Annotated in this window: 21 protein-coding genes; 11 read left to right on the plus strand and 10 right to left on the minus strand. The window is 59.2% G+C overall.

What is annotated here, in order from left to right; genetic code table 11:
• Positions 1-3: 3 nt before the first annotated feature.
• Positions 4-1,587 carry a lytic transglycosylase domain-containing protein gene (locus AERO9A_RS06770; protein ID WP_159971150.1) on the minus strand — a complete coding sequence of 528 codons (1,584 nt, stop codon included), beginning with the start codon at positions 1,585-1,587 and terminating at the stop codon, positions 4-6.
• 172 nt (positions 1,588-1,759) lie between these two features.
• Positions 1,760-2,533: a hydroxyacylglutathione hydrolase gene (gene gloB / locus AERO9A_RS06775; RefSeq protein ID WP_159971642.1), complete on the minus strand. Its 774-nt coding sequence runs from the start codon at positions 2,531-2,533 to the stop codon at positions 1,760-1,762.
• 136 nt (positions 2,534-2,669) lie between these two features.
• Between gloB and AERO9A_RS06780 the strand changes: the two genes are divergently transcribed.
• The 7 genes from AERO9A_RS06780 (at position 2,670) to nudC (ending at position 10,759) form a co-directional block, all read left to right on the plus strand.
• A complete protein-coding gene (locus AERO9A_RS06780) occupies positions 2,670-3,428 on the plus strand; it encodes a class I SAM-dependent methyltransferase (protein ID WP_159971151.1) in 759 nt (252 codons plus the stop codon).
• Positions 3,429-3,471: 43 nt separating this feature from the next.
• On the plus strand, positions 3,472-3,921 hold the full coding sequence (rnhA, locus tag AERO9A_RS06785; protein WP_159971152.1) for a ribonuclease HI: 450 nt from the start codon (positions 3,472-3,474) through the stop codon (positions 3,919-3,921).
• A gap of 97 nt (positions 3,922-4,018) precedes the next feature.
• Positions 4,019-4,750, plus strand: coding sequence for a DNA polymerase III subunit epsilon (gene dnaQ, locus AERO9A_RS06790; protein WP_159971643.1), 732 nt, complete (start codon positions 4,019-4,021; stop codon positions 4,748-4,750).
• Between the two features lie 200 nt (positions 4,751-4,950).
• Positions 4,951-7,194 (plus strand): Orn/Lys/Arg decarboxylase N-terminal domain-containing protein, encoded by a 2,244-nt coding sequence (locus tag AERO9A_RS06795; RefSeq protein ID WP_159971644.1) that lies wholly within the window; start codon positions 4,951-4,953, stop codon positions 7,192-7,194.
• Between the two features lie 200 nt (positions 7,195-7,394).
• On the plus strand, positions 7,395-8,207 hold the full coding sequence (locus tag AERO9A_RS06800) for a crotonase/enoyl-CoA hydratase family protein (RefSeq protein ID WP_159971153.1): 813 nt from the start codon (positions 7,395-7,397) through the stop codon (positions 8,205-8,207).
• A 46-nt stretch (positions 8,208-8,253) separates the two neighbouring features.
• Entirely contained in the window at positions 8,254-9,933 is a 1,680-nt protein-coding gene (locus AERO9A_RS06805) for a ferrous iron transporter B (RefSeq protein ID WP_159971645.1), read from the plus strand.
• Position 9,934: 1 nt separating this feature from the next.
• Positions 9,935-10,759, plus strand: coding sequence for an NAD(+) diphosphatase (nudC, locus tag AERO9A_RS06810; protein ID WP_159971154.1), 825 nt, complete (start codon positions 9,935-9,937; stop codon positions 10,757-10,759).
• Positions 10,760-10,790: 31 nt separating this feature from the next.
• Here nudC and AERO9A_RS06815 read toward each other — a convergent pair whose 3' ends face one another.
• Positions 10,791-11,570, minus strand: coding sequence for a TSUP family transporter (locus tag AERO9A_RS06815; protein WP_159971155.1), 780 nt, complete (start codon positions 11,568-11,570; stop codon positions 10,791-10,793).
• A gap of 100 nt (positions 11,571-11,670) precedes the next feature.
• Between AERO9A_RS06815 and AERO9A_RS06820 the strand changes: the two genes are divergently transcribed.
• The gene (locus tag AERO9A_RS06820) at positions 11,671-12,318 is read left to right on the plus strand and encodes a hypothetical protein (protein WP_159971156.1); all 648 of its coding nucleotides are present in this window, start codon (positions 11,671-11,673) and stop codon (positions 12,316-12,318) included.
• Positions 12,319-12,447: 129 nt separating this feature from the next.
• On the opposite strand, the gene AERO9A_RS06825 is transcribed toward AERO9A_RS06820, so the two are convergent.
• From AERO9A_RS06825 to AERO9A_RS06840, 4 genes are all read right to left on the minus strand, one after another.
• A complete protein-coding gene (locus AERO9A_RS06825) occupies positions 12,448-13,215 on the minus strand; it encodes an SDR family oxidoreductase (RefSeq protein WP_159971157.1) in 768 nt (255 codons plus the stop codon).
• A 15-nt stretch (positions 13,216-13,230) separates the two neighbouring features.
• Positions 13,231-14,298 (minus strand): phosphotransferase family protein, encoded by a 1,068-nt coding sequence (locus AERO9A_RS06830; protein ID WP_159971158.1) that lies wholly within the window; start codon positions 14,296-14,298, stop codon positions 13,231-13,233.
• A 220-nt stretch (positions 14,299-14,518) separates the two neighbouring features.
• Complete coding sequence (locus AERO9A_RS06835; protein ID WP_159971159.1) at positions 14,519-14,830, minus strand: SCP2 sterol-binding domain-containing protein; 312 nt, start codon at positions 14,828-14,830, stop codon at positions 14,519-14,521.
• Between the two features lie 55 nt (positions 14,831-14,885).
• On the minus strand, positions 14,886-15,584 hold the full coding sequence (locus AERO9A_RS06840; protein WP_159971160.1) for a histidine phosphatase family protein: 699 nt from the start codon (positions 15,582-15,584) through the stop codon (positions 14,886-14,888).
• 228 nt (positions 15,585-15,812) lie between these two features.
• On the opposite strand from AERO9A_RS06840, the gene sohB reads away from it, so the two are divergent.
• Positions 15,813-16,832: a protease SohB gene (gene sohB, locus AERO9A_RS06845; RefSeq protein ID WP_159971161.1), complete on the plus strand. Its 1,020-nt coding sequence runs from the start codon at positions 15,813-15,815 to the stop codon at positions 16,830-16,832.
• A 30-nt stretch (positions 16,833-16,862) separates the two neighbouring features.
• A complete protein-coding gene (locus AERO9A_RS06850; RefSeq protein ID WP_159971162.1) occupies positions 16,863-17,852 on the plus strand; it encodes a YhdH/YhfP family quinone oxidoreductase in 990 nt (329 codons plus the stop codon).
• A gap of 38 nt (positions 17,853-17,890) precedes the next feature.
• Here the strand turns inward: AERO9A_RS06850 and AERO9A_RS06855 are convergent, their stop codons facing one another.
• A complete protein-coding gene (locus AERO9A_RS06855; RefSeq protein WP_159971163.1) occupies positions 17,891-18,328 on the minus strand; it encodes a hotdog fold domain-containing protein in 438 nt (145 codons plus the stop codon).
• 96 nt (positions 18,329-18,424) lie between these two features.
• Here AERO9A_RS06855 and AERO9A_RS06860 point away from each other — a divergent pair, with 96 nt between their 5' ends.
• Positions 18,425-19,003 (plus strand): TetR/AcrR family transcriptional regulator, encoded by a 579-nt coding sequence (locus tag AERO9A_RS06860; protein WP_159971164.1) that lies wholly within the window; start codon positions 18,425-18,427, stop codon positions 19,001-19,003.
• A 44-nt stretch (positions 19,004-19,047) separates the two neighbouring features.
• On the opposite strand, the gene AERO9A_RS06865 is transcribed toward AERO9A_RS06860, so the two are convergent.
• Positions 19,048-19,545 carry a DUF934 domain-containing protein gene (locus tag AERO9A_RS06865; RefSeq protein ID WP_159971165.1) on the minus strand — a complete coding sequence of 166 codons (498 nt, stop codon included), beginning with the start codon at positions 19,543-19,545 and terminating at the stop codon, positions 19,048-19,050.
• Positions 19,529-21,187: a nitrite/sulfite reductase gene (locus AERO9A_RS06870; protein WP_159971166.1), complete on the minus strand. Its 1,659-nt coding sequence runs from the start codon at positions 21,185-21,187 to the stop codon at positions 19,529-19,531. Before AERO9A_RS06870 ends, AERO9A_RS06865 begins: the two co-directional genes overlap by 17 nt.
• Positions 21,188-21,338 lie beyond the last annotated feature (151 nt).

Genomic DNA, 21,338 nt, shown 5'->3' on the forward strand with positions numbered 1-21,338 from the left:
ATCTCAGGGAAGGTAAAGCGTCAGCATCTGGCCAGGTTGCAGGGCATGGCTTTCCAGGCGATTCCAGCTCTGCAGAGTTTTGGTATCGATATTGAAACGCTTGGCGATGACGTAGAGCGAGTCGCCCTTTTTGACGCGGTAGTAGGTGGCTTTGTCGCGACTGGGGTTGCTCGTGCGTTTTTCGTTACTGCTAGCCAGTGCCGGAGCTGACCCCATGCGTAGGGTTTGGCCAACCGTGAGCGCGTGACCCTGCAGTTTGTTCCAGCGCTGCAGCTCTTGCACCGAAACCTGGTTGTCACGGGCAATCTGCCAAAGGTTGTCACCTTGTTTGACCTTGTAGGTGCGTGCGCTGCTGCGGTTGTCGGTGCTCTGGGCGAGCGCACGCTGATAAAGCGGCTCGCTCGGCTGAGCGCCTGGCTTGGCTGGAATGGTCAGTTCCTGACCAATGCTGAGTCGATTGCCGGCTAACTGATTGACTTCGCGCAGCATGTCCACGCTCAGATGGTAGCGGTTGGCAATGCTGTGCAGGCTATCGCCGGCGCGCACCTGATAAGTTTGCCAGTCGACCAGATCCTGGGGCTTCATCATGGCCAGATTGGCGTTGAACATCTCGGCCTTTTCGGTGGGAATCAGCAGATGCTGTGGGCCGTCTAGGGTGATGCCGCGCTTGTAGGCAGGATTTAGCTGCAGCAGTTCGCTTTCGTCGAGATTGGCCAGTTGCGCCAGGCGCGACAGATCCATGTGTTGCTTGATTGCGATTTGTTCGAAGTAGGGCTCGTTGGCAATGGGGGCCAAGGTTACGCCATAGGCTTCAGGTGTCATGATGACCTGAGACAGCGCCAGCAGCTTGGGCACGTATTCTTCGGTTTCCTTGGGCAGCGAGAGGTTCCAGTAATCGCTGGGTAGGCCCAGCTTCTCGTTACGTTCGATGGCGCGGCTGACCCGACCTTCGCCAGCGTTGTAAGCCGCCAGTGCCAGCAGCCAGTCGCCGTTGAACATCTCATGCAGACGGCTTAGATAATCCAGCGCGGCCCGCGTGGAGGCGGTTACATCACGTCTGCCGTCATACCAGTTGGTTTGGCGCAGGTTGTAGTTGCGGCCAGTAGATGGGATGAACTGCCACAGACCCACCGCTTGAGCGGGAGAGTAGGCTTGCGGGTCGTAGGCACTCTCGATGACTGGGAGCAAAGCCAGTTCCATTGGCATATCACGCTCAGCCAGGCGTTCGACGATGTAGTGAATGTAAGGTGCTGCGCGTTCACTGACGGTGTCGACATGCTGCGGGTTACTGGCGAACCAAAGACGTTGGCGCTCGATGCGTGGGTTGGTGCCGATTTCATCCTGCAACTTATAACCATCACGCAGCCGCTCCCATATATCGCGGTATTCGTGCGTGCGGGCATCGGTGTTCAGCCATTGCGGCTCGCGCTCAAGTCCGATTGCGCGCTGGGCAGCGCTGCGGTCACCGCTGGTTGGTGGCGGAAGGCTCTGGCAACCTGCAAGGGCTGCACAGCAGAGTAGCGCAGATAGCCGCGCACTCTGCGCCAATGCCTTAATATTCAATGGCTTGCGCTTAGTAAAAGGCATTGGGTGAGAGGCTTTTCCCGAACAAAAGGTCGGGCGATTCTAGGAATCGGGCCGGGGGTGGTCAAGTTTTCGCCAGGCTTTTGTGACTTACATCGCCGTCAGACTCTATTTCGAATTGTGGCAAATGACATCAAAAAGCCTGTACGGAGGTTGTTGCGCGCGGGCAGGGCGCTTAGAAACGATCCTTCCAGGCGCGCAGCCCGGCAAACACGCTTAACGCATCGTCATAACGCTTGCTGTCATTTTGCTCAAGCGTTGCTATCACTTCAGGCACGTCCGTGCGCAGGAAGGGGTTGCTGGACTTTTCCAGTGCGACGGTCGATGGCAGGCTGATTTGACCCGCTTCCCTCCACTCGCTGACCTGTTGCAGGCGTGCCTTGATCTGCTCATTGCCAGGTTCGGCTGCGCAAGCGAAGCGCAGGTTGTTCAGGGTGTACTCATGAGTGCAGTACACCCGCGTCGTGTCTGGCAAGGCAGCCAGGCGCTGCAAGGATGCATGCATTTGCTGTGGTGTGCCTTCAAAGAGTCTGCCGCAGCCAGCGGCGAACAATGTATCGCCACAGAACAGCAAGCTCAGGTCGGCCTGGTAGTAGGCGATATGGCCGAGGGTGTGGCCGGGAACCGCAATCACTTGAAAATCCTGATCGAGCACCTTGATGGTTTCGCCGCCTATCAGGTCGACGTCCCGCTCGGGGATTTTTTCCATGGCCGGGCCGTGCACCCGCGCGCCGGTGGCCTGCTTGAGTTCAGCAACGCCGCCTACGTGGTCGAAGTGGTGGTGGGTGACGAGAATATCGCTCAGTTGCCAGCCAGGGTGCGCCTGAAGCCAAGCTAGAACCGGGGCCGCATCACCGGGGTCGACCACCGTGCAGCGGCAAGTGCTGGCATCCTGTAACAGCCAGAGGTAGTTGTCGCTGAAGGCGGGCAGGGCATCAATCTGGATCATCATGGGTCGCTAAGCCGTCAATAAAGGTTCATCTTATAAGAGCAGCTCCTGAGGGCAACCCTGGCTGCAAGACAATGCCGACGCTAATGCCTGCGTTCAGGCAATCCGTGCAATTACCCGTAAGGGAGGAATCGCGATGAGCGATCAGCCATCGGTCCAGGCCGACCCACAGTGGTTAACGCTTATGGATGATGCTCGCGGTTGGTTAGCCGGGCCGCTGGGGCAGCTCCTTCTGGAAGAGGAACGGTGCCTGCTTGAACAGGAGCTGGCGCGTTTCTTCGGCGGTTATCTGGTCAGTTATGGGCCCGCTGCGGAGGGGCCGCCAAAAGCCGGGCAGATCCAGCATAACGTAAGGCTTGGCCCGCCTATGCCGGGTGTGCAGATCGTGTGTGAAGAGCAGTCCTGGCCGCTGGGTGAGCATGCTGCCGATGTGGTGGTGCTGCAGCACGGCCTGGATTTCAGTCTTTCGCCTCATGGGCTGCTGCGTGAAGCTGCGCGCAGCGTCAGACCTGGTGGGCATTTGCTGGTGGTGGGCATTCATCCGTGGAGCGCTTGGGGGGCACGGCATTTGTTTGCTAAGGACGGCCTCAAGCAGGCGCGTTGCATCGCGCCGAATCGGGTGGTGGACTGGTTGGCCTTGCTGGGCTTCGCGTTGGAGAAACGCCGCTTCGGGTGCTATCGTCCGCCGCTCGCGTCGCTCGCCTGGCAGATGCGGCTGAGGCGCTTGGAGCGCTGGGGCGATGCCTGGCAACTGCCAGGCGCCGGGGTCTACCTATTGGTAGCGCGCAAGCTGGTGGTCGGTTTGCGCCCTCTGCGACAAACGCGACGCGAGCCCATGGGCAAGCTGCTGCCATTGCCGGTAGCCAAGATCAGTCGTCGGGATGTCGATAACTGATCGTGCCGTGCCCTCGCTGGTCAATACCGTACAGAGCCTGTGAATGTCTGAAGCCGATCAAGTCGTGATCTATACCGATGGTGCCTGCAAGGGCAACCCTGGCCCTGGAGGCTGGGGCGCGCTGCTGGTTTACAAGGGCGCGGAGAAGGAATTGTGGGGGGGTGACCCCAGTACTACCAACAATCGTATGGAGCTGATGGCGGCGATCGCCGGGCTGGTCGCTTTGACTCGACCATGCACGGTGAAGCTGGTCACCGATTCGCAATACGTGATGAAAGGTATCCAGGAATGGATGCCTAACTGGAAGAAGCGTGGTTGGAAAACCGCATCGAAGGAACCCGTGAAGAATGCCGACCTGTGGCGCAAGTTGGACGAAGAGGTGAATCGTCATCAGGTGACTTGGCAGTGGGTGCGCGGTCATACCGGCCACCCTGGTAACGAACGTGCCGATCAACTGGCCAACCGCGGTGTCGACGAAGTGCGCGGGCAGTGAGTCATTGGGGGCGCGTGTCGGGCTGCGGTAACATGCCGCCTGCAGCGGCCCCCGAGTTTCAAGAGAGAGTGTGAGCGTGAGTACAGAAAACGGCGTCATCAGACGGGTCGTGCTGGATACCGAAACCACCGGTATGCCAGTCACCGACGGCCACCGCATCATCGAGATTGGCTGTGTCGAGCTGCTCGGTCGGCGTCTGACCGGGCGACATTTCCATGTCTACCTGAACCCGGATCGCGAGATCGATGAAGGGGCCATCGCCGTTCACGGCATCACCAATGAATACGTCGCTGACAAGCCGCGTTTCCGCGATGTTGCTGATGAATTCTACGAATTCATCAAAGACGCCCAATTGATCATCCATAACGCGGCGTTCGACGTTGGCTTTATCAATAACGAGTTTGCTTTGCTGGGGCAGAGTGACCGTGCCGACGTTAACGATTATTGCAACGTGCTCGACACCCTGATGATGGCGCGTGAGCGTCATCCGGGGCAGCGCAATAGCCTGGATGCCCTATGCAAGCGTTACGGCGTCGACAACTCCAACCGCGAACTGCACGGCGCTTTGCTCGACTCGGAAATTCTGGCCGACGTCTACTTGGCGATGACGGGTGGGCAGACCAATCTGTCGTTGGCCGGTGAAGAAGGTGAGGGCGATGGCAGCGGTCGTCAGCAGGCGACGCCGATTCGCAGGCTCGATCCAAACCGCGCGCGTAGCCGTGTAATTCGTGCCAGTCCCGATGAACTTGCAGCGCATGCCGCACGCCTGGCAGTCATCGAAAAATCCTCAGGTGGCCCGGCATTGTGGGCGCAATTGGAAGAGCAGTAAGGCTGCAAGCTGCAGGCTTCAGGTAAAAGCCAGAGCCTCGTTAGCCCGTACCTCGGGGTAGATGAGCCCGCCTGCCGCCTGTAGCTGCTTATTTGCGATCTTTTCGTACAGCCTGATGTATCAGGGGGTCCGTCTGTCGAGGGGAGCCTCTAACCTGACTCGATAGACAGGCCATGTCTGTCACCGCTCAGGATGTCGCCATGTACAAAGACCTTAAATTTCCCGTCCTTATCGTCCATCGTGACATCAAGGCCGATACGGTCGCCGGTGATCGCGTGCGGGCCATTGCCCGTGAGCTGGAGCAGGACGGCTTCAACATTCTGCCTACCGCCAGCTCTACCGAGGGGCGTATCGTCGCCTCGACCCATCATGGTCTGGCCTGCATTCTGGTCGCCGCCGAAGGCGCCGGTGAGAACAGTCGCCTGTTGCAGGATATGGTCGAGCTGATTCGCGTTGCGCGGGTTAGAGCGCCACAACTGCCGATCTTCGCACTTGGTGAACAGGTCACCATCGAGAACGCACCGGCCGAAGCCATGGCCGATTTGAACAACCTGCGTGGCATCCTCTATCTCTACGAGGACACGGTTTCCTTCCTGGCGCGGCAGGTCGCGCGTGCTGCGCACAATTACCTCGACGGCTTGCTGCCGCCGTTTTTCAAGGCGCTGGTGCAGCACACCGCGCAGTCCAACTACTCCTGGCATACGCCAGGTCACGGCGGCGGCGTGGCCTATCGTAAGAGCCCGGTGGGCCAGGCCTTTCACCAGTTCTTCGGCGAGAACACGCTGCGTTCGGACTTGTCCGTCTCGGTGCCGGAACTGGGCTCGCTGCTCGATCACACCGGCCCGCTGGCCGAGGCCGAAGCCCGCGCGGCGCGCAATTTCGGCGCCGATCACACCTTTTTCGTGATCAACGGCACCTCGACGGCGAACAAGATCGTCTGGCATTCGATGGTTGGCCGTGACGATCTGGTGCTGGTGGATCGCAACTGCCATAAATCGATCCTGCATTCGATCATCATGACTGGCGCCATCCCGCTGTACCTGACGCCAGAGCGCAATGAGTTGGGCATCATCGGGCCGATTCCGCTTACCGAGTTCAGCAAGGAGTCGATCCAGGCCAAGATCGACGCCAGCCCGTTGGCGCGTGGCCGCGCGCCCAAGGTCAAACTGGCGGTGGTGACCAACTCCACCTACGACGGCCTGTGCTACAACGCCGAGCTGATCAAGCATACGCTGGGCGACAGCGTCGAGGTGCTGCACTTCGATGAGGCCTGGTACGCCTATGCGGCGTTTCATGAATTCTATGCCGGGCGCTATGGCATGGGCACCGAAGGTGGCGAGCAGACGCCGCTGGTATTCAGCACCCATTCGACGCACAAGCTGCTGGCGGCCTTCAGTCAAGCCTCGATGATCCATGTGCAGGATGGCGGGCGTCGTCAGCTTGACCGTGACCGCTTCAACGAAGCATTCATGATGCACATTTCCACTTCGCCACAGTACGGCATCATCGCCTCGCTGGATGTTGCGTCGGCGATGATGGAGGGCCCTGCCGGGCGTTCGCTGATTCAAGAAACCTTCGACGAAGCGCTGAGCTTCCGGCGGGCACTGGCTAACGTCAGGCGTAACCTAGCGGAGAATGATTGGTGGTTCAGCATTTGGCAGCCGGGTCTGAGTGAGGGTGGCGAAGGCGTCGCAACCGCAGACTGGCTGCTCGAGCCCAACGCCGACTGGCACGGTTTCGGCGAGGTGGCCGAGGATTACGTGCTGCTCGATCCGGTCAAGGTGACTCTGGTGATGCCTGGGCTCACTGCGGCTGGGCGTCTGGCGCAGGAGGGCATTCCTGCTGCGGTAGTCAGCAAGTTTCTCTGGGAGCGCGGGCTGGTAGTGGAGAAGACGGGCCTGTATTCATTCCTCGTACTGTTTTCCATGGGCATTACCAAGGGCAAGTGGAGCACACTGTTGGCCGAGCTTTTGGAGTTCAAACGCAGTTACGATGCCAACCTGCCGCTGAGTCAGGTGCTGCCTTCGATCGTTCAGGCCGATGGCGTGCGTTATCAGGCAATGGGGCTGCGCGATTTGTGTGCGGCCTTGCATGGTTGCTATCGCGACAATGCCACCGCCAGAGCCCTCAAGAGCATGTACACGGCCTTGCCAGAAGTGGCGATCAAACCGGCGGATGCCTATGACCGTCTGGTGCGCGGCGAAGTGGAGTCGGTGCCGGTCGAAGCTTTGGAAGGGCGGATTGCGGCGGTGATGCTGGTGCCTTATCCGCCAGGTATCCCATTGATCATGCCGGGGGAGCGGTTTACGCAACAGACTCGCGCGATTCTTGACTACCTGCGTTTTGCGCGCACATTCGATCAGGCTTTTCCGGGCTTCGACATGGACGTTCATGGCTTGCAGGTGGAGGATGGTCAATACTGCGTTGACTGCCTGATCGAGTAAGTTTGCGTTTGACCTGTATGGAAAAGATTCCTGACAGATCAACTCCTTATTCACGATACTCAAAGCAGTTCTTAACTTCTCAGGCGTGCCCTGCGTCACAGTGGCAAGCATCGACATTTATTGCGTGCTTGCTATAGTTGCGCGGTTATCGAACCCGAATAATTAGCCCCTTGCCTAGCCTGTGACCGAGGATGACTGCCATGTCCGACTACCAAGCTTTCCGCGTCGATCTGGCGGACAAAATCGCCCATGTGCAGATCAATCGCCCAGAAAAGGTCAATGCGATGAACGCCGATTTTTGGCGTGAAATCATCGAGGTTTTTCAGTGGGTCGACGCGACAGATGCCGTACGTGTCGTGGTGCTCTCCGGCGCGGGTAAGCATTTTTCTTCGGGTATCGATTTGATGCTGCTGGCGTCGGTCGGAGCGCAGTTGGGCAAGGATGTTGGGCGTAATGCTGATGCGCTACGGCGCAAAATCCTCGAATTGCAGGCCTCGATCAACGCCGTGGACAATTGCCGCAAGCCAGTTCTGGCAGCGATTCAGGGCTACTGCCTGGGCGGTGCTATTGATCTGATCAGTGCATGTGACATGCGCTACGCCAGCGTTGATGCTCAGTTTTCCATCAAAGAAGTCGACATGGGCATGGCGGCTGATGTCGGTACGCTGCAGCGCCTGCCACGCATCATCGGCGACGGCATGATGCGTGAGCTGGCTTTTACTGGGCGCACCATCGACGGCGAGGAGGCTGCTCGTATTGGCTTGGTCAACCGTGTTTATACGGATCACGAAGCCTTGTTGGCGGGCGTCATGCAACTGGCTGGTGAGATTGCCGCCAAGTCGCCAATCGCCATTCGTGGCACCAAAGAGATGATTCGCTACATGCGTGATCACCGTGTCGACGATGGTCTCGAATACATCGCTACCTGGAATGCCGCGATGCTGCAGTCCGAAGACCTGCGCCTGGCCATGGCTGCGCATATGACCAAGCAAAAGCCGGAGTTCGCTGACTGATGGCTCACCCAGCGTTGTCCATCGTCAATCGTGAGGTGCCATGCGTATGGTAAGTGGCGCTACATCCTTGAATCTGGTGCGCGACGAGCTGTTCGTCACCATGGAAGAGGCTGAGCAGAGCCTCGAACAGTTCATTGCCGAGCGGCATAACGGCAGCCTTCTGCAGCAGGCTGTGGAGAGTCTGCACCAGGTGCGTGGCACGCTCAATCTGGTTGAATTGGCTGGCGCTGAACTGCTGGCTCAAGAAGTGCTCGACCAGGCCACCGATATTCCGGCCGGCGCCAGCGAAGAGCGGGATGTGCAGTTGGCGGCACTGAGCAATGCCCTGCACGTGTTGCGCCGTTACCTTGAAAGTGTCGACGCGCATCGCCAGGAGATGCCTGAACTACTGCTGCCCGCGATCAATGATTTGCGTCAGGCGGGTTCGCAGCAACCTTTGCCCGAGAGCTTCTTCTTCAGTGTGCGTCTCGATCAGGCCCGCCCACATACGCCTTCAATGCCGCTCGATGGTGCTGCCAAGCAAGCCGAAGCGAAGCGTTTGCGGCATATGTATCAGGTTGGCCTGCTCGGCTTTATCCGCGAGCAGAACCCGCAGGGCAGTCTGAAGCTTATGGCGCGTGCGATGGAGCGGCTGAGCAAGCTGTTTGTCGAGGAGCCCAGCGGGCGTATGTGCTGGATTGGCAGTGCGGCCATCGAATCTCAGGCTGACGGCCAATTGCTGCCGCGTAAGTCGCGCAAGCAATTGCTTTCTCGTCTTGATCGAGAGCTGAAGCTGATTGTGGCCAACCCTCACTATGAGGCGCCGCGTAGCCTGCTCAAAGAGTTGCTTTATCTGGTGGCCCTGGCCGATAGCCGAGGCGCCAATGCCAGTGCTGTGCGGGAGGTGTTCGGGCTTACTCCATTGCCGTTCACCGACCACATGCTGGAAGAGGAATACAAGCGCCTGTCCGGGCCGGGTCAGGCTGTGATGCGTTCGCTCTCGGCTGCAATTCGTGAGGAGCTGGCCAGCGTCAAGGATATGCTCGATCTGCTTGAGCGTGGCTCCCAACACGAGGAAACCTTTAGCACCCTGCATGCGCTGCTGGGTAAGCTGGGCAAGACCTTGAGCATGGTCGGCCTGAGTTCTGCCGGTAATGCACTGAGTTCCCAGCTACCTCAGATCGCTGCCTGGAGTGAAAGTACGCCGATGCAGCCCCAGCAGCTACACGCGCTGGCCGATGCCGTTCTTTACGTGGAAGGCATGGTTGCCAGCCTGGAAAGTGGCGAGCGCCGCGATAGCAGGCCGCTCCCTGCCGAGCCTGGTAATGAAGCGCAGTCCTTTGCCCATCATCAGCTCGTTGAGGCGCGTATCGTTGTGGTCGATGAGGCGCAGGCTGGATTGGCATTGGCGAAGCGGGCGATCACCGCTTACCTCGAATCCGCTGGTGACAAAATGCACCTGGCCAACGTGCCATTTAGCCTGCAGGCAGTGCGCGGCGGGTTGTGGTTCCTTGAGCAGCGCCGTGCTGCGGCGCTGGTTGGCGCCTGTGCTGACTACATTCAGACACGCATGCTTGACGCCGGACAGATGCCCTCCGAGCAGATGTTGGAAACTCTGGCCGATGCGCTCAGCAGTCTGGAGTATTACCTCGAAGCCGGTGCTGTGCTGCGACCCGAAACACAGCCGAGTGTGCTTGATCTGGCCGAGGAAAGTATCAAGGCACTTGGCATGCCGGTGGCAGCCTGAGATGGCTTGGCGCCACGCTTATCTCGATCCGACTCAGTCAGGTGGCTGGGCTTTGCTGTATGACCGCCAGCAGTTTCTTGCCGACAGTAATGGCGTGCTGTTCCCGCGTGACTGGATCAAACGCCAGGATCTGCCCATCGTTAGCGAGCAGGGCATCGGCTATTTCGGCAAGGATGCGGTCTTCCTGCTGCAGGTAGAGTCCTCGACCATGCTGGAAGGCTGCAGTTGGCAGAGTCTGCGTCAATTCATGTTGCACGGTGATAGCGAGACTTTCCGCATGCTGGCCTATGCGGCGCAGATCGGCACCTGGCAGCGCGAGCACCGTTTCTGCGGCAGTTGCGGCGCAGCTACGCGGCAAGTGCCGGGGGAGTGGGCGATGCGTTGTGATGCTTGTGAGTCGCAGCACTACCCGCGCTTGTCCCCCAGCATGATCGTGCTGGTGACCCGTGGCGATGAAATCCTGCTGGCGCGTTCCCCGCGTTTCGTCACGGGCGTCTACAGCACGCTGGCCGGCTTCGTCGAGCCGGGTGAGTCGGTCGAGCACTGCGTGGCGCGTGAGGTGCACGAAGAGGTGGGCCTGCAGGTGCACAACCTGCAGTACATCGGCAGCCAGGGCTGGCCGTTCCCGCACTCGCTGATGCTGGGCTTCCATGCCGAATATGCAGGCGGCGAGATCGTCATGCAGGTGGACGAGATCGAGGATGCCCGCTGGTTCCGCGTCGATGAGTTGCCGCCGTTGCCGGCTTCGCGCTCCATTGCCCGGCATCTGATCGATCTTTACGTGGCTCGCCGTTTGGGCTTGCCTGAGCCGAGTCTGCCGCAATAAGCGGGCCCCGGATGCTGCGCCGGGGCTTGTATCAGCCGATCCAGTGTTGCCAGACCAGGCGCGCAGTCAATGCCAGTACCACCAGAATGAACACCGGGCGAATGAATTTCGAGCCGCCCTTGATAGCAGTGCGTGCCCCGAGGAAGGCGCCGATCATCAATGCCGCGCCCATGCTCAGACCGAGCACCCAGGCTACCTGGCCGAAGGCGATGAACACCGCCAGTGCCGCTGCGTTACTGACAAAATTCATGGTGCGCGCCACACCGCTGGCGCGTACCAGGTCAAGCGGGTACATCAGCAGGCTGCTGACCGTCCAGAAGGCTCCGGTGCCTGGGCCTGCTATGCCATCGTAGAGCCCCAGAGCCAAACCTTGTGGCCACTGTCGGCCGCGCGCGATGGGCAGGTTCTGCTCTTTGGGGGCTTGCGGCGTAGGGCCGAACAGCAGGTACAGGCCGCAGGCGAAAACCACGGCGGGCAGCATCTGATTGAGCCAGGCTGCCGGGACCCAGTGAGCGATCACCGCACCCAGCAGAGCGCCGATCAGCGTCGCCAGGAGGGCGTTACGCCATTGGCCGGGATCGAAGAGCTTACGTCGGTAGAAGGTGAAGGCCGCAGTGCCAGAGCCAAAGGTGGCAGAGAGCTTGTTGGTGCCCAGCACCAGATGTGGTGGCAGGCCAGCGGTAAGTAGTGCCGGGATGGTCAGCAGGCCGCCGCCGCCAGCGATGGCGTCAATGAAGCCGGCAATGAACGCGACGAGGGCGAGGATGGCCAGGGTACTGGGGTCGATAGCGAGTTCGAGCGCGAAGGGCATGAAAGTGTCGACTTGTTGGCGAGTGTGCAGACTCTCGGCTGTTCGTTGGCAGAAGAGCTGCGCATAATGCCCGCATTTCACCAGAGAAGGAACGCGAACGATGCAATACAACGGCTTGGCCTGGGCAATCGCTTTACTGGCGCTGCTGGTACTGCTGGTGGCTCTGCGTATCCTGCTCAATACCGGCTGGTTTCTGGGGTGGTTGCGTGGCACCGTTGGCCTGGCGTTCCTGGGGGTGGCGGTTATGGTCGGGCTGGTGGCGTACGACCTGTATAGCTATGAGCGGCTGCCCGAGGGCAAGCCGTTGGTTACCCTGAGTTTCAAGGCTGATGGGCCGCAGCGTTACAGCGTGAGCTTGTTGGAGGGTGGTCGAGAGCGCATCGTCACTCTGGAGGGGGACTTGTGGCAGCTTGATGGGCGTTTGATTCGCTGGAAGGGGCTGGCTAATTTGATCGGTCTGGAGCCGGGCTATCGCCTGGAGCGTTTGTCGGGGCGCTTTCTCGCCATCGAACAGCAGGCCCTGGCCCAGCGCGGGCGCGTGCAATTGGCTGAAAGCGCTTATGGCATTGACCTGTGGCGCTGGCTGCGGCTGAACCAGCGCGACCTGTTCCTCTTCGATCCGCAGGCCTTGCGTGTGACCTATCTGCCGATTGCCGATGATGCGGTATACAGCGTCAGCCTCACTCCGACTGGCCTTCTGGCCGAGCCGATGAACTCGGCAGCCAAGGCAGCGTTGAAGGATTGGTAGCGGCAGGGCGTATGGCGAGGGAGTAGGGTGGGCTTCAGCCCACATTGACCAGGATGGGCTAGAGACGAGCTCCGCCCACTTACAAAAAAGGCACCTACTAGGTGCCTTTGTCGTTCATGACATCGGCCCTCAGGAGAGGAAGCCGCCGTCCACGTTCAGAGCGACGCCAGTGGTGTAGCTGGAGGCGTCGCTGGCCAGGTAGAGCACGGTGCCAGCCATCTCGCTCGGATCAGCCACGCGCTTGAGCGGAATGCGCTGCAGAGCCATGTTGAGAATGGCGTCATTTTTGGTCAGTGCCGAGGCGAACTTGGTGTCGGTCAGGCCCGGCAACAGGGCGTTGCAGCGAATGCCGAACTGCGCGCACTCCTTGGCGAATACCTTGGTCATGCTGATCACGGCGGCCTTGGTCACCGAGTAGATGCCCTGGAACTCGCCCGGAGAGACGCCATTGATTGAGGCGACGTTGATGATCGAGCCGCCGCCGTTTTCCTTCATCAACTTGCCGCCTTCGATGGACATGAAGTAGTAGCCGCGAATGTTCACATCCACGGTCTTCTGGAAGGCGCTCAGGTCGGTGTCCAGCACGTTGCAGAACTGCGGGTTGGTAGCGGCGTTGTTGACCAGAATGTCGAGACGGCCGAACTGCTCGCGGATTTGCGCGAAGACGCTCTGGATCTGCTCTATTTCACCGATGTGGCAGGCGATGGCAGTGGCCTTACCACCGTCAGCAATGATGGCGTCGGCCACGGTCTGGCAGCCATCGATCTTGCGGCTGGAGACAATCACGTGGGCGCCTTGCTGGGCCAGTAGCTTGGCGATGGCCTCGCCGATGCCGCGGCTGGCGCCAGAGACGAAGGCGATCTTGCCGTCGAGGTCGAACAATTGGGTCTTGGACATTGTGATTACCCCAGGTTAGAGAGTGGATTTACCAATGACCTGCAGGCACATGTGCTCCAGCAGCTTGTTCATGTGAATGAACTGGGCGAAGCGCTTGTCCTGAGTCTGGCGGTGATAAAAGCGGTAGTAAATCTGCTGCACGATGCCAGCCAGGCGAAACAGGCCGTAGGTGTAGTAGAAGTCGAAATTGTTGATTTCGATACCGGCCCGTTCGGCGTAGTAGTCGACGAACTGCTGGCGCGTGAGCATGCCGGAGGCATTGCTTGGCTGGCGTCGCATCAGTTGCACGGGGGGCGGATCACCGGCCTCGATCCAGTAGGCGAGGGTGTTACCCAGATCCATCAATGGGTCACCGATGGTGGTCATTTCCCAATCGAGCACGCCAATGATCTGCATGGGATCGTTCGGATCGAGGATGACGTTGTCGAAACGGTAGTCGTTGTGCACGATCCCAGGTTTAGGGTGGTCGGCTGGCATCTTGTCATGCAGCCAGGCTTTGACTTGTTCCCAGGTTGGCGCGTCCGGGGTCAGGGCTTTTTCGTAGCGCTCGCACCAGCCCTTGATCTGGCGTGCAACATAGCCTTCTGGCTTGCCGAGATCGCTCAGGCCGCAGGCCTGGTAGTCGACATTGTGCAAATCGACCAATTTGTCGATGAAGCTTTTGCATAGCGCCGTGGTTTGCTGCGGCGTGAAATCAAGTTCGCTGGGCATATCGGCGCGCAGGATGATGCCCTTGACTCGCTCCATGACGTAGAACTCGGCGCCGATTACCGATTCGTCTGTGCAATGCACATAGGCTTTGGGGCAGTAGGGGAAGCCTGCGTTGAGTTGGTTGAGGATGCGGTATTCGCGGCCCATGTCATGGGCAGATTTGGCTTTGTGACCGAAAGGCGGACGGCGCAGCACGAACTCTTGCTGCGGGTACTCGATCAGGTAAGTGAGGTTTGAGGCGCCGCCTGGGAACTGGCTGATGCGCGGGCTGCCATTGAGGCTGGGAATATGCAGCTTGAGGTAAGCGTCGACAGTACCCGCGTCGAGATCTTCGCCCTCGCGGATGGCGGTTGATTGATCAGTGAGCGCCATATCTATCCCTTCTATTTATGATGGGGGCCCCAGATAATTTTCTAATCTAATGTTGCTCCCAAGTCGTCACAAGCAATACAGGCTGTTATAGGTGGGCGTGTTGCCCTTCGATCAAGCTGCCTGATCAGTCATTTTGAAGCCGCTTTGCTTATGTTGGGCAGGTATAAAAAAACCGGAGTTTCAAGGCTCCGGTTTTCAGGTATTACGATCTGCCTGGCAATCAGACAGGGAACAGCTCGCTCAGCTTCATAGCCAGCATCATGTCACCTTCGGCGCGCAGTTTGCCGGCCATGAACGCTTGCATGCCATCGGTCTCGCCGCTGACGATACCTTTAAGCGTTTCGCTGTCCATGATCAGAGTTACGTTGGCATCCGGGTTATCGCCTTGCTCAAGGGCACAGGTGCCATCCTTGACGATCAGCGCATAGTTGTCGCCATCTTCGATATTGAACTGGAATACCAGATCCAGGCCGGCAGCGGCGCTGGCGTTGAACTTCGATTGCATGGTTTGGACGATGTCAGCAACGCTCATGGTCGTATCCTTTTTCAGTATTTTCGCGCGGCGCGGAGGCCGTGTTGGGCCGGGCTCATCGGTAAGTGATGAGCTCCGGCGCCTTCAGCAGTTGCAAATGCACATAACTGTTGAAGGAAGCCAGGCTCACCTCGCGGCCGCGAAACTTCAGCAGGCTGAGCGAGGTGTTGACGATTTGCCAGTTAAGTTCGAATGCCTTGTGGGCTGGTACGTCGGTGATCAGGCGCAGCAGGGCTGTAATGGTGCCGCCGGACGTGAACACGGCGATATTCTGCTTGTTGCTCGCGCGCTCCAGGATACGCAGCAGGCCGCCTTCGACCTGACTGACGAAGGCCTGCCAGCTCTGTAAGCCGGGAACATCGTGCTCGCCGGATACCCAGCGCTCGATCAGCATGGCGAACAGGCGCTGGAACTCGGCGCGATTGTTTGCGCCATTGCGTAGGATTGTCAGGGCTTCGGGTTCTTGGTCGAGGATGCCGGGCACCAATGCGCGGATTACCGCGTCGGCGTCGAACTCATTGAAGGCATCGTCGATTTCCAGGGTGGGCGCGGTATCCAGTTGCTCCAGTGCCGCGCGAGCAGTGTGCTGTTGGCGCTGCAAGCTGCCGCTGATGCAGCGATCCATGTGCACGCCCAATTGGGCAAGGTGCCCACCGAGCACTTGCGCCTGGCGTATACCGGTGGGGGACAGCACGTCGTAATCGTCTGCGCCGAAAGAAGCCTGGCCATGTCGAATCAGGTAGATGCTGCCCACGTCCGTTTTCTTCTCGGCGCGTTGAAAGTTTCGCGAGGGTATGAGGAAGGCAGGGTACTGTCAACGGAAAATCATACGTTTGTTTGAATTGGCCGGGAGCCTTACACACGCCTGTAAATCATGGCCGATAAGTGATTGCCTCGGTATGCTTGAGTGCTTGTCCAGGTGCCAAGAAGTCGCCAGTCTTTGACCTGTGCGCCTGGCTGAACCGTTTTCCAAGGGGGATCTGTGGAGTTTTTTAGCGAATATGCCAGCTTTCTGGCCAAAACCTTGACCGTCGTGGTCGCCATCGTTGTGGTATTGGTCTTTATCGCTGCTTTGCGGGGTAAGGGGCGCGCCACAGGTGGGCGTTTGCAGGTGGCGAAACTCAATGATTTCTACAAGGATCTGCGCGAGCATCTTGAGCACTCGGTGTTGCGCAAAGACGAACTGAAGGCTTTGCGTAAAAGTGAGGCCAAGGCCGCCAAGCAGGAAAAGAAGACGCCGGCTAGTAAGCCGCGCGTATTCGTGCTGGATTTTGATGGTGATATCAAAGCTTCGGCCACCGACAACCTGCGCCATGAGGTCACAGCACTGCTGTCGATGGCCAAGGCTGAGGATGAAGTGGTGCTGCGCCTGGAAAGCGGTGGCGGCATGGTGCATAGCTATGGCCTGGCATCCTCGCAATTGGCGCGTATCCGTGAGGCCGGTGTGCCTTTGACGGTGTGTGTAGACAAGGTGGCGGCCAGTGGTGGTTATATGATGGCTTGCATCGGGCAAAAGATTCTCGCCGCACCGTTTGCCATTCTCGGTTCTATCGGCGTGGTCGCGCAGTTACCCAACGTGCATCGCTTGCTGAAAAAGCACGATATCGATTTCGAAGTGCTGACGGCCGGCGAATTCAAGCGCACCCTGACGGTATTTGGTGAGAACACCGACAAGGGCCGGGAGAAATTCCAGGAAGACCTGGAAAGCACTCATGAACTGTTCAAAGGTTTCGTTGCCCGCTATCGCCCTCAGTTGGACATAGACGCGGTGGCCACCGGCGAAGTGTGGTTGGGGATGGCGGCGCAGGAGCGCCTGCTGGTCGACGAGCTCAAGACCAGCGATCAATACCTTGCTGAGCGCGCGGCGCAGGCCGATTTGTTCCATTTGCATTTCGCCCAGAAGAAGAGTTTGCAGGAGCGAGTCGGCTTGGCTGCCAGTGTGGCACTCGATCGCTTCGTTCTGACCTGGCTGAGTCGTCTGAATCAGCAGCGCTTCTGGTAAGTTGAGCAATCATTGTGAGAGGAGGCGGTAATGAGTGAATTCAAGGCATTGCTGGTCAGCGAAACGGCTGATGGCAGCTTCCAGCGTCAGGTGACGCAACGTCGGCTGAGCGATCTGGCCGATGGCGAGCTGCTGATTCGGGTGCGTTACTCCTCGCTCAATTACAAGGATGCGTTGTCGGCCAGTGGCAATCGTGGTGTCACCAAGCAATATCCGCACACGCCTGGGATTGATGCCGGCGGCGTGGTCGAGGCGTCGAGTGTTGGCGAGTTCGCCGTCGGTGATGAGGTGATCGTCACGGGCTACGACCTGGGCATGAATACCGCCGGTGGTTTCGGTCAGTACATCCGTGTGCCGGCGGCCTGGGCGATCAAGCGCCCGCAAGGGCTGTCGCTGCGTGAGGCCATGCTCCTGGGTACAGCAGGCCTGACGGCGGCGTTGTGCGTGGACAAGCTGGAGCGTGCTGGCGTCGCACCGCAGGACGGCTTAGTGCTGGTCACCGGCGCCACCGGTGGTGTTGGTAGCGTGGCCGTGATGCTGCTGAAGAAGCTCGGTTATCGCGTCGCGGCAGCTACTGGCAAGGCCGATCAGGCCGATTTCCTACGCTCCTTGGGGGCCGACGAGATCGTTACGCGCGAGGAGTTGCAGCAGGGCGTCGAGCGGCCACTGCTCAAGGAGCGCTGGGCGGCTGCGGTGGATACGGTGGGCGGCGATATCCTTTTCAACGTGGTCAAGTCACTGCGTCACAGCGGTAGCGTGGCCTGCTGTGGTCTGACGGCCGGGGTCGCTTTCCAGGCTTCGGTGCTGCCCTTCATTCTGCGTGGCGTCAATCTGCTGGGCGTGGACTCAGTCGAGCTGCCGTTGGTGGTCAAGGCCTCGATGTGGGACAAGCTGTCTTTGCAATGGAAGCTGGATCTGGAGCCGTTGGCTCAAGAAGTCGCGTTGGAGGCGCTGCCGACCGCCATCGAGCAAATTCTGGCTGGTGGTATGGTCGGGCGGGTAGTGGTGCGTCTGGACTGATCCTGCGAGGCCCCGCCCATAAGGCGGGGCTCATCATTTCAGCTCTTGCTGACATACATGGTGATTTCGGCTCTGAATACAGCCGTGTCCCCCACATAGGCCATCACGGGCACCTTGATGTCTCCTTCTTGCGTCCAATCAATAGCGCTGCCGTCAGCTATGGCGCGTACATCGCCTTTGGCCTTGGCCAGGTACTCCACTGTCATGCCGCGAGGAATCCAGCGGTAGTCGGTGGGAATTGATACGTCAGTCATGGTGCCGGCAGCCAGTTCAGCGGCGTTGCACAGGGCAATGGCATGCACGGTGCCGAGGTGGTTGAGCACTTCACGACGCTTGGGGAATGTCACTTCGGCGTAACCTGGGCGCAGTTCGATGAATTGTGGGGATATGCTGGCGAAGTAGGGCGCTAGCTGGCCGATCATCGCGCTGAATTGGGCGGGGCCGACCTGTTCATACATCTGCATCATCTGGCTCATAGGTGCTCCTGTGTGATAAGTGAGGAGTGGCGCCTAGGCAGTATAAGTAAACTAGAAAGTTATTCTAGAAATGTTTTCCATTTTGCTGGGGGCTTTATGGCTCGTCGCTCTCGTAAAGACGAGATTCTCCAGGCTGCGTTAGCCTGTTTTACCGAGTTTGGGGTGGATGCCACCACCATCGAGATGATCCGTGATCGCTCGGGCGCCAGCATTGGTAGCCTCTATCACCATTTCGGTAACAAGGAGCGCATTATCGCTGCGCTTTATCTGGAAGGTACGGCTCAGTATGCGGCGCAACTAGAAGCTGGTTTCACCAATGCCGCCAGTGCCAAGGCGTGTATTGAACTGGTAGTGACTGGCTATATCGATTGGGTCGTGGCTAACCCGGATTGGGCGCGTTTCATCTTGCACAGTCGTGGCCGGGTCGAGGCCGGTGAAATGGGTGATGCATTGCGCGAGGCTAATCGTCTGCACGTGCAGCGTATGTTGCAGATGCTGGCCGAATACCAGCGGCAGGGTGCGTTCAAGGCCATGCCGGTCGAGTGTTTCTTCTCGGTGGTTATTGGCCCGAGCCATGATTTCGCCCGTAATTGGCTGGCTGGGCGTACTCAGGCGGCATTGACTGAATGCCGCGACCTGCTGGCGCAAATCGCTTGGGAGTCAGTTAGCGCTTGAAAAAAATAGCCCCGCAATGCGGGGCTACTTCATGCTGCGGCAGATCAGGCTCTGCGGCGGAACAGCGGCAGTGGCTGGTCGGCAGAGGCCTGGTAGACCTCGCTGTAATCCTCGAATGCCTTGAGGGCGTCGATGGGATCCTTGTCCGCACGCAGGGCGAAGGCGTCAAAGCCAACACGCTTGAGGGCGAATAATTGGTCACGCAAGACATCGCCAATAGCGCGCACTTCGCCTTTGTAGCCGTAGCGGGTACGCAGCAGGTAAGCCGTGGAGGAGTGACGGCCATCGGTGAAGGCCGGGAACTCCAGGGCGATCACCTGGAAATGCGCCAGGTCATCGGCGATTTCCTCGATTTCATCGCCTGCTTCCAGCCATACGCCCAAGCCGCCATCGCGAGCCTTGAGGGCGTGGCCGTGCTCGATCCACAGTGCCAACGGAACGATGACGTCGTCGCAGTTGGGGATGGCGTCCAGGGTCACGTCCTTGGCCAGCAGGTGCCAGGTTTCGTCGATCACCTGGCCGTTCTTAATGATTCGCTGCATAGACGCGCTCCTTGAACGGGTCGATACCGATGCGGCGATAGGTATCGAGGAAGCTTTCTTCTTCGGTGCGTTGCTCGACGTAGACCTTGATGATCTTGTCGACCACGTCCGGCATGTCGTCCTGGGCGAAGGACGGGCCGAGGATCTGTGCCAGGCTGGCATCACGACCGGCGCTGCCGCCGAGCGATACCTGGTAGAACTCCTGGCCTTTCTTGTCCACGCCGAGAATGCCGATGTGGCCGACGTGGTGGTGACCGCAGGCGTTCATGCAGCCGGAGATGTTCAGGTCGAGGTTGCCGATATCGAACAGGTAGTCGAGATCGTCGAAGCGGCGCTGGATGGCTTCGGCTACCGGGATCGACTTGGCGTTGGCCAGCGAGCAGAAGTCGCCGCCTGGGCAGCAGATGATATCGGTCAGCAGGCCCACGTTTGGCGTGGCGAAACCGTGCTCACGCAGTTCGCCCCAGAGGGTGAACAACTGACGCTGCTCGACGTCGGCGAGGATGATGTTCTGGTTGTGGCTGTTGCGCACTTCACCGAAGGAGTAGCGGTCGGCCAACTCAGCGATGGTATCGAGTTGCTTATCGGTGACGTCGCCTGGCGCCACACCGGTGGGCTTGAGCGACAGGGTCACGGCGACATAGCCAGGCTTCTTGTGGGCGAAGGTATTGCGTTGGCGCCAGCGAGCGAAGCCAGGGTGTTCGGCGTCATGTTGAGCGAGCAGGGCGTCTTCGTCCTGCAGCGACAGATAGGCCGGATCAACGAAGTGCGCGGCGACGCGCGCCACTTCGGCTTCGGTCAGGGTCATTGGGCCATCTTTGAGGTGTGCCCACTCGGCGTTGACGCGTTCGGCAAACACCTCAGGGGTCAGCGCCTTGACCAGAATCTTGATGCGCGCCTTGTATTTGTTGTCGCGACGGCCATAGCGGTTGTACACACGCAGGATGGCGTCGAGATAGCTGATCAGGTGCTGCCACGGCAGGAACTCATTGATGAAGCTGCCGACGATCGGGGTACGGCCCAGGCCGCCACCGACGGAAACGCGGAAGCCCAGCTCACCGGCTTCGTTCTTCACCGCTTCCAGGCCGATGTCATGCACTTCAATGGCGGCGCGGTCGCTCACAGAGCCGTTGACGGCGATCTTGAACTTGCGCGGCAGGTGGCTGAACTCGGGGTGGAAGGTCGACCACTGACGAATGATCTCGCACCAGGGGCGCGGATCGACGATCTCGTCCTTGGCCACGCCGGCGAATTGGTCGGTCGTGGTGTTGCGGATGCAGTTACCGCTGGTCTGGATGGCGTGCATCTGCACGGTGGCCAGCTCGGCGAGAATTTCCGGCACGTCCTCCAGCTCCGGCCAGTTGAACTGCACGTTCTGCCGGGTACTGATATGGGCGTAGCCCTTGTCATAGTCGCGGGCGATCTTGGCCATCATCCGTACCTGCGCCGAAGACATCAGGCCGTAGGGCACAGCGACGCGCAGCATCGGCGCGAAGCGCTGGATATAAAGGCCATTTTGCAGGCGCAGCGGGCGGAACTCCTCGCCACTCAGCTCACCGGCGAGATAGCGACGGGTTTGATCGCGGAACTGCTTGACGCGATCCTCGACGATCTTCTGATCGTACTGGTCATATACGTACATGAAGGGTCCTGTATTTCAGGCTACTGCCAATCAGCGCGCACGGCCGCGCACCCCGTATGAACACGGAGCCGGGGCACGATACCAGCTCAGCTTTATGCGTAAAAGTGAAGTTTGAATATATAAGCTGATCATTTAGTAATAAGTAGGATTG

Source organism: Pseudomonas sp. 8Z (assembly GCF_902506535.1).
Classification (GTDB): Bacteria; Pseudomonadota; Gammaproteobacteria; order Pseudomonadales; family Pseudomonadaceae; genus Aquipseudomonas.

Bases quoted from the DNA above. Each gene is read 5' to 3' on its own strand.
- AERO9A_RS06780 (WP_159971151.1), top strand. From the start codon at position 2,670: ATGAGCGATCAGCCATCGGTCCAGGCCGACCCACAGTGGTTAACGCTT.
- AERO9A_RS06825 (WP_159971157.1), bottom strand. From the start codon at position 13,215: ATGTCCAAGACCCAATTGTTCGACCTCGACGGCAAGATCGCCTTCGTC.
- AERO9A_RS06830 (WP_159971158.1), bottom strand. From the start codon at position 14,298: ATGGCGCTCACTGATCAATCAACCGCCATCCGCGAGGGCGAAGATCTC.
- AERO9A_RS06860 (WP_159971164.1), top strand. From the start codon at position 18,425: ATGGCTCGTCGCTCTCGTAAAGACGAGATTCTCCAGGCTGCGTTAGCC.
- AERO9A_RS06770 (WP_159971150.1), bottom strand. From the start codon at position 1,587: ATGCCTTTTACTAAGCGCAAGCCATTGAATATTAAGGCATTGGCGCAG.
- AERO9A_RS06805 (WP_159971645.1), top strand. From the start codon at position 8,254: ATGGTAAGTGGCGCTACATCCTTGAATCTGGTGCGCGACGAGCTGTTC.
- nudC (WP_159971154.1), top strand. From the start codon at position 9,935: ATGGCTTGGCGCCACGCTTATCTCGATCCGACTCAGTCAGGTGGCTGG.
- AERO9A_RS06870 (WP_159971166.1), bottom strand. From the start codon at position 21,187: ATGTACGTATATGACCAGTACGATCAGAAGATCGTCGAGGATCGCGTC.
- AERO9A_RS06865 (WP_159971165.1), bottom strand. From the start codon at position 19,545: ATGCAGCGAATCATTAAGAACGGCCAGGTGATCGACGAAACCTGGCAC.
- AERO9A_RS06800 (WP_159971153.1), top strand. From the start codon at position 7,395: ATGTCCGACTACCAAGCTTTCCGCGTCGATCTGGCGGACAAAATCGCC.
- AERO9A_RS06855 (WP_159971163.1), bottom strand. From the start codon at position 18,328: ATGAGCCAGATGATGCAGATGTATGAACAGGTCGGCCCCGCCCAATTC.
- AERO9A_RS06795 (WP_159971644.1), top strand. From the start codon at position 4,951: ATGTACAAAGACCTTAAATTTCCCGTCCTTATCGTCCATCGTGACATC.
- AERO9A_RS06850 (WP_159971162.1), top strand. From the start codon at position 16,863: ATGAGTGAATTCAAGGCATTGCTGGTCAGCGAAACGGCTGATGGCAGC.
- AERO9A_RS06815 (WP_159971155.1), bottom strand. From the start codon at position 11,570: ATGCCCTTCGCGCTCGAACTCGCTATCGACCCCAGTACCCTGGCCATC.
- AERO9A_RS06820 (WP_159971156.1), top strand. From the start codon at position 11,671: ATGCAATACAACGGCTTGGCCTGGGCAATCGCTTTACTGGCGCTGCTG.
- gloB (WP_159971642.1), bottom strand. From the start codon at position 2,533: ATGATCCAGATTGATGCCCTGCCCGCCTTCAGCGACAACTACCTCTGG.
- AERO9A_RS06835 (WP_159971159.1), bottom strand. From the start codon at position 14,830: ATGAGCGTTGCTGACATCGTCCAAACCATGCAATCGAAGTTCAACGCC.
- rnhA (WP_159971152.1), top strand. From the start codon at position 3,472: ATGTCTGAAGCCGATCAAGTCGTGATCTATACCGATGGTGCCTGCAAG.